Source organism: Sphingomonas sp. DG1-23 (assembly GCF_030730875.1).
Lineage (GTDB): Bacteria > Pseudomonadota > Alphaproteobacteria > Sphingomonadales > Sphingomonadaceae > Sphingomonas.
Genome location: NZ_JAVAMA010000007.1, coordinates 121,161 through 135,690, shown reverse-complemented (window position 1 = coordinate 135,690; position 14,530 = coordinate 121,161). Strand labels below are relative to the sequence as shown.

At 66.5% G+C, this 14,530-nt stretch carries 10 protein-coding genes; 6 read left to right on the top strand and 4 right to left on the bottom strand.

Annotated features, from left to right (window positions below; genetic code table 11):
• Positions 1-58 precede the first annotated feature (58 nt).
• The 4 genes from Q9Q95_RS12880 (at position 59) to dld (ending at position 4,231) form a co-directional block, all read left to right on the top strand.
• Entirely contained in the window at positions 59-562 is a 504-nt protein-coding gene (locus Q9Q95_RS12880; protein WP_306097530.1) for a MarR family winged helix-turn-helix transcriptional regulator, read from the top strand.
• Positions 563-869: 307 nt separating this feature from the next.
• Complete coding sequence (locus Q9Q95_RS12875; protein WP_306097529.1) at positions 870-1,598, top strand: FadR/GntR family transcriptional regulator; 729 nt, start codon at positions 870-872, stop codon at positions 1,596-1,598.
• A 40-nt stretch (positions 1,599-1,638) separates the two neighbouring features.
• Entirely contained in the window at positions 1,639-2,430 is a 792-nt protein-coding gene (locus Q9Q95_RS12870) for an IclR family transcriptional regulator (RefSeq protein WP_306097528.1), read from the top strand.
• A gap of 76 nt (positions 2,431-2,506) precedes the next feature.
• On the top strand, positions 2,507-4,231 hold the full coding sequence (gene dld / locus Q9Q95_RS12865) for a D-lactate dehydrogenase (RefSeq protein WP_306097527.1): 1,725 nt from the start codon (positions 2,507-2,509) through the stop codon (positions 4,229-4,231).
• Here the strand turns inward: dld and Q9Q95_RS12860 are convergent, their stop codons facing one another.
• The 4 genes from Q9Q95_RS12860 to Q9Q95_RS12845 are packed head-to-tail and all read right to left on the bottom strand — an operon-like array spanning position 4,232 to position 12,766.
• A complete protein-coding gene (locus tag Q9Q95_RS12860; RefSeq protein WP_306097526.1) occupies positions 4,232-6,457 on the bottom strand; it encodes a hypothetical protein in 2,226 nt (741 codons plus the stop codon).
• Positions 6,454-10,521: a glycosyl hydrolase gene (locus tag Q9Q95_RS12855; RefSeq protein WP_306097525.1), complete on the bottom strand. Its 4,068-nt coding sequence runs from the start codon at positions 10,519-10,521 to the stop codon at positions 6,454-6,456. Before Q9Q95_RS12855 ends, Q9Q95_RS12860 begins: the two co-directional genes overlap by 4 nt.
• Entirely contained in the window at positions 10,518-11,666 is a 1,149-nt protein-coding gene (locus tag Q9Q95_RS12850) for a CaiB/BaiF CoA-transferase family protein (protein ID WP_306097524.1), read from the bottom strand. The genes Q9Q95_RS12855 and Q9Q95_RS12850 overlap by 4 nt, the downstream gene beginning before the upstream one ends.
• A complete protein-coding gene (locus tag Q9Q95_RS12845) occupies positions 11,663-12,766 on the bottom strand; it encodes an extracellular solute-binding protein (protein ID WP_306097658.1) in 1,104 nt (367 codons plus the stop codon). Before Q9Q95_RS12845 ends, Q9Q95_RS12850 begins: the two co-directional genes overlap by 4 nt.
• 119 nt (positions 12,767-12,885) lie before the next feature.
• On the opposite strand from Q9Q95_RS12845, the gene Q9Q95_RS12840 reads away from it, so the two are divergent.
• Positions 12,886-14,076: a CaiB/BaiF CoA-transferase family protein gene (locus tag Q9Q95_RS12840; protein WP_306097523.1), complete on the top strand. Its 1,191-nt coding sequence runs from the start codon at positions 12,886-12,888 to the stop codon at positions 14,074-14,076.
• Positions 14,073-14,528, top strand: a complete 456-nt coding sequence (locus Q9Q95_RS12835) for a MaoC/PaaZ C-terminal domain-containing protein (protein WP_306097522.1) — start codon at positions 14,073-14,075, stop codon at positions 14,526-14,528. Before Q9Q95_RS12840 ends, Q9Q95_RS12835 begins: the two co-directional genes overlap by 4 nt.
• The last annotated feature ends 2 nt before the right edge of the window (positions 14,529-14,530 follow it).

The window sequence follows — 14,530 nt, the reverse complement described above, 5'->3', positions numbered from 1 at the left end:
GCCACTTGCCTCGTGGAGATATGACTTCATGTCAAGATACTTCATACGAAGATTATAAATGCCCAGTCCGCCATTCAATCGGGATATCGTCGACCAGCTAATCGAGGACTGGGCGCGCGAACGGCCGGACCTGGATACGTCTGCGATGGAAGTGATCGGACGCCTGCTGCATCTGGGTGCGCTGATGCAGGCGCGGGCGGGCGAACATTTGCGCGTCCATGGACTGAGCTACACCGAGCTCGACGTGCTGGCCACGTTGCGGCGATCGGGCGAACCATATCGACTGAGCCCCACCGCGCTCAGGAAATCGGTGCTGCTCACGTCGGGCGCGATGACGGCATGCCTCAATCGCCTCGAGCAACGGGGACTGATTTGCCGCAGCCCGGACGAAGCCGATCGTCGATCGCTCATGGCAAATCTGACCGCGCAAGGAGTGGAACTGGTCGACGCCGCGATCGCGCACCATTTCGCGCAAGCCGATCAAGCGGTCGCCGGCCTCGATCCGGCGCAGCGCGCGGAGCTCGCGCGTCTGTTGCGCGCGTTCCGGCTTCAGCTCCTGTGAATGGCCGGTGCAAAGGCTGGGTGCGGTCCGGCGCGCAGCAGCGAATGCGTGCTCCACCGGAACGCGAACCCGCTCGCTACGATTGACACGAGCGTATAAAATATTACTATTGCGGATTATATCGGGCACCCGGCAAGGGCATGCCCGCATTTCTAAATGGAAAATGGCAATTGTTCGACGGGTTCACCTCTGCCAGCATGACCCGGCCAATGACATGCCGCGTCTTGGACGAACAGACTGACGCGCGCGCAGCACTCCTTGCCTGCGTATCGCCGTAAGTGCGTTCGCGTTCGGCAGGGGGAAACAAATGAGCGCGTCGGGTAGCTTCCAGAAATTCGGCGAAGGCACGCTGTCCAGCCATGATCAGGTTGCGCGTGCGCTGGGCGCCGAGATCATCAGTGGCGTTTACCCGCCAGGCTCGAAGATCCCGGGCGAAGCCGAGATATTGCAGCGCTTCGGCATCTCGCGGACGGTCTTGCGCGAAGTGCTCAAGACCCTGACCGCGAAAGGGCTGATCGTCTCCAAGACGCGGGTAGGCACCAAGGTGCTCGAGCCGACCAGCTGGAACCTGTTCGACGCCGACGTGCTGTCGTGGAAAATGTCGCAGGGAATGGACGAGGCCTTTCACGGCGATCTGACCGAGATCCGGCTCGCGATCGAGCCGCGCGCCGCGGCGCTGGCAGCGAAGCGACGCGATCCGGCGGCGATCGCCGAGCTTCGCGACGCAATCGCGGCGATGGATCGCGCGACCCAGACGCGCCGCGAATTCGCAGAGGCCGATCTGGCGTTTCACCAGGCGATCGGCGCGGCGTCGGGCAACGTGCTGATGCGCTCGATTTCCGCCGTGATCGAGACTGCGCTGGTAGCGTCCTTCACGATGAGCTCGCCGATCGACGACCCCGAATTGCACACCCACAACGTCCGCAGCCACGAGAAGATCGTCGACGCGATCGAGTCCGGGGACGAAGTGGCGGCCGCCGACGCCATGCGGGCGGTGATCAAGAATTTGGCGCACTGGCGTGCGCTCTCCGATTGAGGTGGCGGTATCATGCCGATGAAGGTGCCCGTGGAAACCCATGATGACTGAGCCCGCGACGGGTGCCGCCCGCGAGCGTCCCGGCAGCCAGACCCTGACCCGAGGTCTCGACATTCTCGACCAGCTTAGCGGCCAGCCGCTGCGCATCGCCGAAGTCTCCGATCGGCTGGACCTCACCTTTCCCACCACGCAGCGATTGACCTATGCGCTCGTCGATCGCGGATTCCTGAAAAAGCTGCCGCATGGACGGCTGGCGCTCGGCCCCAAGGTCGTCCAGCTCGGCTTTCTCGCGCAGGAACAGACCGACGTACTCGGCGTGGCGCGTACGGGCGCGGAGGCACTGTGCGACGCCATCGGGCTTTGCGTCTTCGTCGGTGCGCGGCACGGCGACATGGCGCTCCATGTGCACAGGGCGATGGGCAGGCAGCGCATCGAAGTCGCCACCCGGCCAGGCGCGCGCCGTCCGCTCGCCGACACCGGACTCGGCAAGGCCTTGATGCTCGACGACACGCCGATGAGCTGGCGGCGGCTGTTCGCGCTGGCGCAGGCGGATCAGGCAATCGACGCGCCCGTCGCATTCGAAGAGATGTACGTCCATGCGACGGCCGGCGTGGTGCTGCATCGCAGCACCAGCGACGATTGCATCCGGTCGGTCGCGGCACCGGTTCGCGACGCCACCGGCGCGATCGTCGCGGCGATCAGCGTCGCGAGCCCGGTGCAATATCTCGACGATCAAAGGATGCGGGAGATCGCACCCGAAGTTATCCGGACGGTGCACGAGATCAGCGCCGGGCTGGGCTGGCAAGGGAAGTGTCTGCAAGTTCCGGCGTGACACCGGGATCCAGACGCCGTTTCGCTTCGACCCTGGCGGTCGCTCCCCTAATTCCTTTCCAACGGCATCGTTCGTCATGAGCCCGTCCAGCGTTTCAAGCCCTGTCAGTCTGCTTTCGCGGCCCGAGTTCCTCGCTGGCCTCCGCCGTATCGTCGGCAGAGCCCGGGTCCTGACCGATCCTGCGAAGACCCGACCTTTTCGCACCGGCTATCGCTTCGGCGAGGGCGCCGCGCTCGCCGTGGTTCGCCCGCGCACGCTGGTGGAGATGTGGCGGGTGCTCGAGGCCTGCGTCGCGGCGGACAAGATCGTCATCCTGCAGGCGGCGAATACCGGCCTCACCGGCGGCTCGACTCCGGCGGGCGACGATTATGATCGCGACATCGTGATCATCAGCCCGGTCGCGGTTTCCGGGGTGCATTTGATCGACGCGGGGCGTCAGGTCGTCTGCCTGCCGGGAACCACGCTCTTCGAACTCGAGGCGGCATTGACGCCGCTCGGCCGTGAGCCCCATTCGGTGATCGGCTCCTCCTGTATCGGCGCTTCGGTGATCGGCGGAATCTGCAACAATAGCGGCGGGGCGCTGATCCGCCGCGGCCCCGCCTTCACCGAGCTGGCACTGTACGCGCAGCGCGGCGAGGATGGCGCACTACGGCTGGTCAATCATCTCGGGATTCACCTCGAGGGTTCTCCCGAGCAGATGCTTGAGCAACTAGAGCGCGGCAGCTTCGACGAAGCCGACATCGACATGGATCCTACGCGACGCGCGTCGGACCGCGACTATGCGCGCCGCGTCCGCGAGATCGATTCCGAAGTGCCGGCACGGTTCAACGCCGATCCGCAATGCCTGTTCGAGGGCTCGGGCAGCGCCGGCAAACTGGCGCTGTTCGCGGTGCGGCTCGACACTTTTCCCAAGGACGACGACACGCGCGTCTTCTATATCGGCACCAACGACCCCGACGAACTGACCCGCATCCGTCGGCATATTCTCGGAAGCTTCGAGAACCTTCCCGTCGCCGGCGAATATATGCATCGCGACTGTTTCGACATCGCCGAACGCTACGGCAAGGACAGCTTCCTCGCCGTCCAGATCCTCGGTACCGACCGCCTCCCCATGCTCTACGCGGTCAAGGCGAAGGTGGACGCGTTGGCCGCGCGGCTCGGGATCGCAGGGGACGCGAGCGACCGGATCCTGCAGGCGCTGAGCCGCGTCTTCCCCGACCATCTGCCGCGGCGGATGAAGCACTTCCGCGACCGCTTCGAGCATCATCTGATCGTGCGGATGGCCGGCGCGGGGATCAAAGAGGCTGCGGGCTATTTCGGCACCATCTTCCCCACCGCCGACGGCGACTTCTTCACCTGCACCACGGAAGAAGGCGAGAAGGCGTTCCTGCATCGCTTCGCCGCGGCAGGCGCAGCGGTGCGCTACCGGACGATCCACGCCGATGCGACCGGCGGGATCATCGCGCTCGACATCGCGCTTCCCCGCAACGAACGAAACTGGGTCGAGGCGCTGTCCCCGGAGATCGCCGAGGACGTGGTGCACGCGCTCTATTACGGCCATTTCTTCTGCCACGTCTTCCACCACGACTATGTCGTCCGGAAGGGCGCGGATCCCGCCGCGATCGAACGCGCGATGTGGCAGTTGCTCGATACGCGCGGCGCCGAATATCCGGCCGAGCACAATGTCGGCCATCTCTACAAGGCCAAGCCGGCGCTGGCGGAATTCTATCGCGCGCTCGATCCCGCCAACGGCTTCAATCCCGGCATCGGCCAGACTTCGAAGCGCGCCTGGTGGCGATAGTCAGCGGTGAACGCGGATCAGGTAGGATGTCGTGGCGGGGTTGCCGATCGGCAGTTCCCAGCCGGTCTCGATCAGCCGCCCCTTGATCGTGGCGAGCGGCCTGGCGGCGCCGTCTAGCGCCGTCGCCGTGACTTCGACCGGCCCCTTGAGATCGCGAAGCTGGATCCAGCCACGCACCGGCTCGATCAGCGACGGCGCCTCGCCCCATCTGGAATAGACCGAACGCCGCGCATTCCACTCAGAGCCGGTATTGGCGGCGCGGGCGCTGGTGGTGAGCAGCATCAGATCCGACCGGTCGACCGGCTTGCCGTCGAGTGACGACAGCGTCAGTGCGGCGAAGTCGTTGGCGATGTCCGCCGCGAGGTTGCGCGTGCCGACCGCATTGGCCTTGACGAAACCGACCAGCGCCTGGCTCCGCGGGGTATCGATGCGGACCAGCCCGTCGCGCCCGTCGCGGGTGCGCCACGCGAGTTCGCCGGTGTCCGCGAAGATCTCCGAACGGCCCTCGACCGGTTTCGGCAATGACGGCACGCATTTCAGGCACTTGATCCGCGTATTGTGCACGAGCGGCAGCGCGTCGGGATAGCCCGGCGTGAACGACGGCATCGCCGATATCGGCATGCGCATCTGTTCGTAGATCTGCTCCGCAGAGTAGCTGCGCAGCGCGACCTGGCGCGCCGCCGCGACGTCGCCGCGCAGGAACATCATCGCTCCCGCCGGCAATTGCGCGAGCTTGGCGGGATGCTGGGCGATGTCGAAATGGTCGCCGATCAGCCCCTTGCGCTCGCCCTCGAGCTGCGCCTCGAAGGTGTAGAAGAAGATGCCGTCCCAATCCTGCAGCGACGCATAGGCGGCGAGCACCGGGATGAGCTCGGCATCATATTCGTTCGGGAACGGCTCGTTGACCTCGCTGACGGTGAACGGCTTTCCCGCCATCGCGGTGCGCGACAGCTTCTGGAGGATCGAATCGAGCGGCGCATTGACCATCGGGGTGTTGCGCGCGCCGTAGATCGCGGGATGCTGCCAATAGACGTGCGCGTCGATGATGTCGTGCTGCGCGGTGCTCGTCAGCAGGGGCTGGCCGGGAATGAAATAGCTGTGGTCGGCGGTGGCGACGACATTGGCCTTCACCCCGAGGTCGTCGCGCAGGAAAGCCTCCATATCGCGGAAAAAAGCGGCTTCGCGGTCCATCAGGAACTGCGCTTCGCCGTAAAAGCGCAGTTTCGAGGCGGCATCGAACTGCTGCGGCCGGGTGAGCGGAATCGCGCCGTCGGCCGCCACGCCTGCCTCTTTGCGCAGCGCCGCCAGTTCGGAAACCGAGCGGTGCGTGCCGAGCCAATCATTATATTCGCGCGTCAGCAGCGCGAGATAATGCGGCGTGAGATCGAGCTGGCGCCGCGGTTCGCTCCCGCCCAATTCGCCACGAAACCAGTTGCGCATCCAGAATTCGAGCAGCGAATTCTCGTTGAGGATCTCGACGATGACCACCGCGGGATCGTCGGCATAGCGCAGCCCGGTATAGCGATTGACGTGGCCCAGCAGCTGGCGGGCATAGTCCTTCTGCCGCGCGATCAACTCGGGGCCGAAATAGGTATAGGCCTTGGCGACGCCGATCAGTTCGGCATCGGGCACGCCATCTCCCGGCTTCCATGTGTGGCCGACATTGAGGTTGATATTGGCATAGATGCCGTTGGCCTTGAGCTGGGCAAAGAAATAGTCGAGCCGATCGAGCTGCTCAGGATTGAAGTGTGCGGTGTCGTCGCGGCGGCTGTCGATCAGGCCGACCGGAGCGTGGGTCACCGGCTCCGGATCGCCGGTAGGCCCCTTCTCTTCGCGCAGTCGGGACTGGTCGGGCATGTCGAGGAAATGGAAGCGGACGCAGTTCACGCCGAGCCGCGCGAGTTGTGCCGCAAAGATCTTCGCCTCGCGATTGGGCGGGATTTCCGCGCCGCCCGGCGTCCAGCCGGTCAGATTGACGCCCCAGCAGCGAAAGCGCCGGCCGTCGGGCAGATAGAGATGCCCGTCGCGCGGGCGGACATGGCCGTATTTGCCCGCCGGGCCGTCGAGCAGAAAGCGGACATCGGCGGACGAATCGGTCCGCGCGAAATGATCGACGACGAAGGGTGCCCAGTCCGGTCCGGCGGCCGGCGTGGTCGGTTGGGCATTGGCCGTGCCGCAGAGCGCCGCGAGACTTATTGCAATGCCGGTACCCGCGAGCCGGCTCATTTTCCGAACGCCCGATCTTCGGCGAACACCAGCCGCACCGGCCCGAGCAGTCCAGAATCGAGCAAGGGCTCGTCCGCATCGAAGAATTTCCACGTCGCGAAGGTGACGCGCTCGCCTTTCGGCATCGGCTTGCCTTCACGATACCAAGCGGGAAGCGCGGCGAGCTTGCCGGCGAATCTGGGCTTGCGGCTTCCATCGGCTGCCACCGTATCGCCGACCGGCCATTCGCCAGGGACATATTTGTCAGGGTCGGGGAGCCTGGCGTCGCCGATCAGGCGATTGGGCCAGAGACTCGTGACCGCCAGTTCGACATGGTTGGCGCCGGGACGTGCGACATCGGTGATGTCGACACGGTACGGCTCCTTCCACGCCACCCCGAGCGGCGTGCCGTTGACCTTGACGCTCGACAACACCTCGACCCGACCGAGATCGAGATAGACGCGGCGCCCGTCCCGCAATGCCGCCGCGGGCACCTCGATCGTGCGGCGATAGATTGCGGTGCCCGAGAAATAGCGGACGCGCGGATCGGCGTTGCGACTGAGCGATTCGAGCTTCGGCAAAGTGATCGAGGCGGGCGCACCGCGATCCTTCTGGAAGTCGATTTGCCAAGGCCCGGTGACGGTACGCGGCGCCGCAATCTCGGCAGTGAAGGCAGTGCCGTCGCTGAGAGCGTAGCGGCCCGATTGCCATATCCGCGCGGCCAGACCTGACCCGGTCACCGAAAGCTCAGCGGGAGGAACCGCCAGCGCGGGTGCGGGCGGGCCTTTCGCGGCGAGCGCAGCGATCTCGCTGGCGGAGAGCGCGCGCGCCACCGTCTCGCGTGCGGTCTCATTGCCTTCGAAGAAATAAGTGACGCCGAGGTCCGAAGGCGGATCGCCACCCCCGGCAAAGACTCTCCGACCCGAGCGTTGCCCGGTGCGCACCAATTTGCCGTCGATGAACAGGCTCGGTACGCCCTTGTCATAGACCAGAGCGAAATGGGTCCAGCCCGACACGGGCATATTCGCGACCAGCACCGCAGCCACTTGCTCGGGCGAGACTCGCTCGATCACGAACGCGCCGTTACGGCCGACCGCGAGCCCCGCCACCGCGGTATCCGGGCCATGCATGTCGCGGCCCGAGCGTGCGGGGATAAGCCACGATTTGCCGGTCTCGTCTATCCGCCCCTTCACTGCCTCCCTGGGCATCACCCGCAAATTGGTGTCGGGCTTGGCCCAGGCCGAGATGGTGAAACTGTCCGAAGGGGCGACCATGCGCGCCGGCGCGGCAGCGGCGGTGTCGGCAAAGCGCGCGCCGTCTCTCGCCGCCCAGGCGAGCGGCGGCCGCGCGGCGGCGTTGCGAAACAGCACGAAGGTCGACCCGACATGACTGAGATCGATCGGCAGCGTCGTCCGGCCGTCGGTATCGGCATAGACCGCGACTTTGCGAACCGTGCCGGTCTCGGGATCCCATAATTCCGGGGCCTTGCCCGAGACGCGGAAGCTGCAGGTCGCCTGCTCCGGCCGCCGCTGGCGATTGGCGACGAAATAGAGGTCGCCTTCGTCGAGCTTGCGGTGCAGCCAGCGGACTTGCCCGTCCGGGCTCGCGGTGGTGCAGCGTGCATCGGGGGCCAGGCCGATATCGTCGAGCACTCGCTGGATCGTCCCGCTCGCATAAACGCGGCCGCGGCCGACCTTGCGCGGTGCGGCGGCGTCGCCCCAGATCGCATCGACGGCATCGCGAAACCCGACCTCCGCCTTCACGCCGCCAACCAGGGTCATCGAATGCCGTGGCTTGGGGCCGAGCAGCACGAGTCCCTGCTCGACCATCTCGCGCAGTCGCATGGCCAATGCGGGGGTCATGCTGTCGAGCGTGTCGGGAAGGACGAGCAGGCGATACGCTGCACCGTTGGGGAGAACGATCCGGCCATCCTCCACCTTGGCGCGGGTAAGCAGCACCTCGGCATTCACATGGTCGAAATTATATCCCGCCGGGATCGCCGGATTCATATATTTGGCGAGCAAGGGGCTCGAATCGGGCGAGGCGTCGGGCCGGACATATTCGGCCTCGTTGGGACTCTCCTCGGTCACGAAAAACAGGATGTCGGCCGCGTAATTGCCCTGCCGCAGCAGATGCTGGCTGCGCGCGAGATACTCCATCCACGGGCGGCTCTGCGCGAACCAGGTGTTGGTGCGATCGAGATTGATGCCCCATGGCCCCATCGTCATTCCGGGCACCGCATGAATGTTCGGCTGGTGCGCGTAGCGGTGGAAATAGATCTGGTTGAACCCTTGGACGAACATCTGATCGCCCAGCGCCTTCATCGCATAGGGATAGTCCATCCAGCGGCTGGTCTCGGCCTCGCCGGTGAACGCCTCCGCGGCGACCACCTTCTTGCCGTAGATGTGCGCGGCGGAGGCGACCATCTTGACGACGCGATTGTCGGTCCACGGCGTGCGCGTCCAGAATTCGGTCATCGGCACATCGGCCTTGCCGCTGACTTCGAGCTCGTCGAGCGGACCCGGGCCATAGCCTTCGACGAGCAGTCGCATGCCGGCAGCGTTCACGTGGCGGCGAAGACGGCCGTAATAATTGTCCGACATCAATTCGGCGAGCGTCCGCCGGAAATCGAAGAGGAAGCGGTCGGAGATATCGGCGCTGCCCACCACCCGGCCGGCGAGCGCCGGCAGATACGGCAGCAGCGCATAGCCCTTGCGCGTGCGGAACGCCTCGGGGAGCCCGGCGCTCCAGTTCTGCATTCCGGCTTCGTAGCTGTCGACTTCGATCGCGCCGAAGGCCTTGCCGGCATGCTTGCCCGCCGCGGCGACGACCTTGGCGGTGCTGCTGGCGAATTGATGGTCGAGCGCCGCAGCGCTCAACTTGTCGACCTCGAGCCCGCTTCCAGATTGCGAGGCGGCGACATTGATCTTGCCGGTGGGGGTATGTCCCAGCCGCAGGATCGTCCAGCGCCCCTTGGGCGCGTTCCAGTCGAGATTGCCCGCGGCGTCGACCTTCGCGGTGAGATCGATCACCTTTGCAGGATCGATCGCATGGTCGACGGGCGTACCGGTGACGGGAATCCTCACCGGGGTGCCGCGGCGATAGGTGTGCTCGGCCTTGATGTCCCAATCCTCGATCCGCGGCGTCGCGTAGAACAGGGCTTCGGCCAGCTTGACCGTCTTGGCCGGGCGCACGCGGAAATAGTTCGCGGTCACCGCGGGAAAATTGAGCGAGCCGGGCGCCTCGATCCCGCGCTCGACCGCGACGGTCACCTTGCCGATCGGATACCAAAGCGTGCCGTCGATCGATGCCTCGACCATCGCGTCGAAGGCGGGAACATGCTTGTCGGCATAAAGCGTCACCGCCTGCGCCGCGAACGGCGCCTTCATCGCAATCACCAGCGGCGCGCCGGGGCCGATCTCGACCGCGCTGTGCAGATCGCGGTCGAACATGCCTTCGACCGGAGTCTCGCCAACGCGCACCGCCGCGACGCGATCGCGGAAATAGCTCTCGTCGCCCTCGGAGGCGGGGAACGCGACGACCGCGGCGTCACGATAATAGCCCAGCTTGATATAGGGCATCGGGAGCTGGAGCCGGACGCGGCGGCCGCCGTCCGTCGTCGTCTCGGTCCAGACGATCTGCTGCATCGCCTGTTCCGGCGCGATCCACGGGCCGCCGCTCGATGACCAGCCGGGCGCGTTGTGCATGCCGATGCTGAGCCCAAGCTCGGCACCGCGCCGGATCATGTGCTCCATCCGATCGAGCCACTTGCGGCCAAGATAATGGATCGGGCCCTGCGGAATGTCGTTGCTGCCGTCGAACGCCATCACCCCGCCCAACCCCGCGTCGCGGATCGACTGGAGATCGGCCTCGATCCCCTCGTGCGAGACATTGCCGTTCATCCAGAAATAAAGCGTGTTGGGCCGCGCCTCGGCAGGCGGATTGCGAAAGCCTTCTTCCGACAATGGCGCCTCCTGCGCGCCTGCGGGCGATGCGAGGGCGAGCGCCGCGAGTGCCACGCCTTCGCGCAGCCGCGCGCCCCTCATGGTCGAGAGCAGCATTCCCGTCTCCTCGATCGCGGTCATGCCGCGCCAAATTCCTTGCGGATCGCCGCATCGTGTTCGCCGACCGCAGGCGCGCCACGCGCGGCGGCGGGCCGCGTACCGTCGATCCGTAACGGCGATCGGGTGGTCTCGAGCTGCGCGCCGGGGCGGCCGATCGTCTGCAGCAGGTCGAGCCGGTCGAACGCTTCGGTCACCAGCAGGCTCTCCCAGTCGAGCACCGGCGCGCACCAGATGTCGTCGGCACGGAGATATTCCATCCACCGGGCATTGGTGCCCTCCGCCAGCCGCGCGGCGATCGACTCTTTGACCGCGTCGCGACTGGCGAAACCGGCGTCCCCGCCGGGAAGTTCGAAATCGAGTAACGCGGCCAGCCGCGGGAGCGGAGTCATCGCGAGCGCGAGATGGCCGTCGGCGGTGCGGTACACGCCGTAGGGCGCCGCGAGATAGGCGTGCGCATTGTCGACTGCGGCACGCTGCGGCGGGCGCCGGCCGTCGTTGAGATAGGTGGTGAGCACTTCGAACTGGAAGTCGACCAATGCCTCGAGCAGCGAGGTGGCGATATGCGCGCCCTCGCCGGTGATCCCGCGGCGGACCAAGGCGGCCAGCACGCCTTCGACAAGGACGTGGCCGGCGAGCATGTCGCCGACCGAAAGGCCGACCGGGACCGGGCCGTCGCCGGCGCTGCCGTTGAGCCACATCACGCCCGACAGCGCCTGGGCGAGGAGATCCTGGCCCGGCAGGCTCGCCCATGGTCCGGCCTCGCCATAGCCCGAGATCGTACCGACGATCAGCCGCGGATGGCGCGCGCGCAGGGCCTCGACGCCGATCCCGAGCCGCTCCGCAACCCCGGGACGGAAATTGTGGATCACCACGTCGGCACGCGCGAGCAGCCGATCGACAAAGGCAAGGTCTGCCGGATCCTTGAGGTCGGCGGCGATGCTTTCCTTGTTGCGGTTGATCGCGTGGAACAGAGTCGAATCGCCGGCGACCGCAGTGTCGCTGAGATAGAGACTGCGGCAGATGTCGCCGGCGCCCTTGCGCTCGACCTTGATCACCCGTGCGCCGAGATCGCCGAGCCGTAGGGCCGCCGACGGGCCGGCGAGGAATTGCGCGATCTCGACGACGAGCAAGCCCGAGAGCAGGCCGGGATTCGCAGGCCCGGTCACAGGCTGTCCCGATAGAGCGCGTTGAGCGCGGCGAGGATCGCGGCAGGGGCCTCGCGCGCGCACAGGCCGTGGTTGAGTCGTTCGGAGGCGATGGCCTGGAACGCCATATAGCCATGATGGCGTGGGCGCAGCCACGCGCGATCGAGCGTGGCGCGGGTGGCGCGGCAGAAGTCCGCGATGGGGGTGTTCACTGCTTCCGCCTCCCACGCGCAGGCATGCGCGGGCTGGCCGCCCTTCGCGGCGTAGAGACCCTGCTGGACTTCGGCGCCGGCGACCCACACAGCAAAGCACGCGGCGGCTTCCGGGTCGGCGGCGAGCGCCGAGACCGCGATACCGGTGCCGCCCAGCACCGAACCGCGCGGTCCGGCCGGACCGGCTGCGGGCAAGTCCGCGAAGCCGATCCGGGTCGGGCGGAAGCCCTGGACCGCGTAGCTGACATAGCCGTAGATCAGCGGGGCAACCGCGATCGCAGCATCCGGTGCGGCCATCGCCTCGAGCACCGCGATCGGGTCCATATCGAAACAGGCCGGGTCGAGCGCGTCGGCAAGTTCGGCGAGCGCCGCCAGCGGCGCTGCGGCTGCGGCGGGAAACAGGTCGGGGCCGGCAATGTCGAGCGCGACGCCGAACATCCCGCTCAGTGTGAACAGGGCCATCAGCGAGTGCGGCGGGCGCAGCGGCAGCAGCACGCGGCGCTGCGCCACGAGCGGCGCGAGTTCGGACCAACGCGTCAGCGGCGCGGCCAGGCGGCCGGGCACCCACGCCTGGACCTGCGCCGCAGCATCGATCGGCAGCGCCCATTGTCGACCCTGCCAGGCATAGCTTTCGTACGAACCGCCGATCGATCGCGCCGCTATGTCGGCAAGCTCGGCCGGGACGACGAGCGTGTCGATCGGGGCGATGCACCCGTGTTGCGCGAGCTGGCCGACATGCGGGTGATCGATGACGATCAGATCGTAGCGGCGTGCGAGCTCCTCGACCGGATAGCTCTCGAAATCCTGCAGCGAGCGGCGGTCCCACGCGATCTCGGGGCCGCCCCGCGCGCGCCATTCGGCCGACGCCGCGACGAGCGGATCATAGCCCCGCGGATGGTCCCACGTCATGCCGCGCACCCCAATCTCCTTTTCCCGCCGGATCCGCCGCTGCCCGGTTGACTTGGTTTAGCCGTGCCCATAGCGTGCGCAAGGATAAATCATATAAGCATACTAATTGAGAGGCAGATATGGAGGCGGTGCAGGGCGGGACGCGCCCATCTTCGACCGATGCGCTGCCGCTGTCCGGATTGCTGGTGCTCGATTTCAGCCAGTTCCTCGCCGGCCCCTCCTGCGCGCTGCGCCTCGCCGATCTCGGCGCGCGGGTGATCAAGGTCGAGCGGCCGGACGGCGGCGACGCGAGCCGGCAGCTTTGCCTCGGCGACCTCCGCTTCGACGCCGACAGCGCGCTGTTCCACGCAATCAACCGCGGCAAGGAGAGCTACGCCGCGAATTTGAAGGATCCTGCGGATCTCGACCGCATCCATGCCTTGATCGCGCGCGCCGATGTGCTGATCCACAATTTTCGCCCGGGAATCATGGAGCGGCTCGGCCTCGGCCATGAGGACCTTCGCGCGCGCAATCCGCGCCTCGTTTATGCCGGGGTGAGCGGCTATGGCCCCGACGGCCCATGGCGCGACCGGCCGGGACAGGATCTGCTCGTGCAGGCGCTTTCGGGAATCGCCTGCCTGTCGGGCGATGCCGATTCGCCCCCGGTCCCCGCCGGGCTCTCGATCACCGACATGATGGCGGGCGCCCAACTCGCGCAAGGCATATTGGCGCTGCTGGTCCGCCGCGGCGTCACCGGTCAGGGCGGGCGCGTCGACGTCAGCCTGATCGAGACCGCGATCGATCTCCAGTTCGAGCATCTCGCAGTGTTCCTCAACAGCGGCGGCAAGATGCCGCATCGCTCGGGCGTCGCGAACGGCAATATCTATCTCGCCGCGCCTTACGGCATTTATGCCACCGCTGACGGCTTCATCGCGCTTGCGATGGCGCCGATCGACGAGCTCGGACTGCTGCTCAATTCGCCGCCGTTGCTGACCTTCGCGCGGCAGAACTGGTTCAGCGACCGCGACAGCATCAAGGCGGTGCTGCGCGCACATCTGGCGGGCGCGACCACAAAGCACTGGCTCGACATCCTCGAACCCGCAGGCATCTGGGCAGCGCCGGTGCTGCGCTGGCACGAGCTGATGGTCGAGCCGGCGTTCGAGGCACTGGCGGCGACGCAGACGGTGCGCGCGCCCGACGGCAGCGCCCTCGCGCTCACCCGCTGCCCGATCCGCGTCGACGGCCGGATCCTCACCTCCGATCGCGCCGCGCCCCGGCTGGGCGCCGATACCGATGCGATCATGGCTGAATTCGAAGAGGCGCCGCGATGATCGTCGAACAATATTTCGAGGACTATGTGCTGGACTCGGAGCGCCGCAGCTTCGGGCGTACGATCACCGAAACCGACTTCGTCGTCCATGCCGGGCACACCGGCGACTTCTTCCCGCACCATATGGATGCTGCGTGGTGCAGCACCCAGGAATTCGGCCAGCGCATCGCCCACGGCACCCTCGTGTTCAGCCTCGGCATCGGCCTGACCGCGACCGCGATCAACCCGCACGCAATGTCCTATGGCTATGATCGGCTGCGATTCATCCGCCCGGTCCATATCGGCGACACGATCCTGACGATCACCCGCATCGTCGACAAGCGCGACCATCCCAAGCGGACCGGTCACGGCGTGGTGGTCGAGGCAGTCGATATCCGCAACCAGCACGACGAGACGGTACTCGCCTGCGAGCATCTCTATCTGGTCGCGCGCCGCGCGCCGATCGCGGGCTGATC

Bases quoted from the DNA above. Each gene is read 5' to 3' on its own strand.
- Q9Q95_RS12880 (WP_306097530.1), top strand. From the start codon at position 59: ATGCCCAGTCCGCCATTCAATCGGGATATCGTCGACCAGCTAATCGAG.
- Q9Q95_RS12875 (WP_306097529.1), top strand. From the start codon at position 870: ATGAGCGCGTCGGGTAGCTTCCAGAAATTCGGCGAAGGCACGCTGTCC.
- Q9Q95_RS12870 (WP_306097528.1), top strand. From the start codon at position 1,639: ATGATGACTGAGCCCGCGACGGGTGCCGCCCGCGAGCGTCCCGGCAGC.
- dld (WP_306097527.1), top strand. From the start codon at position 2,507: ATGAGCCCGTCCAGCGTTTCAAGCCCTGTCAGTCTGCTTTCGCGGCCC.
- Q9Q95_RS12860 (WP_306097526.1), bottom strand. From the start codon at position 6,457: ATGAGCCGGCTCGCGGGTACCGGCATTGCAATAAGTCTCGCGGCGCTC.
- Q9Q95_RS12855 (WP_306097525.1), bottom strand. From the start codon at position 10,521: ATGACCGCGATCGAGGAGACGGGAATGCTGCTCTCGACCATGAGGGGC.
- Q9Q95_RS12845 (WP_306097658.1), bottom strand. From the start codon at position 12,766: ATGACGTGGGACCATCCGCGGGGCTATGATCCGCTCGTCGCGGCGTCG.
- Q9Q95_RS12840 (WP_306097523.1), top strand. From the start codon at position 12,886: ATGGAGGCGGTGCAGGGCGGGACGCGCCCATCTTCGACCGATGCGCTG.
- Q9Q95_RS12835 (WP_306097522.1), top strand. From the start codon at position 14,073: ATGATCGTCGAACAATATTTCGAGGACTATGTGCTGGACTCGGAGCGC.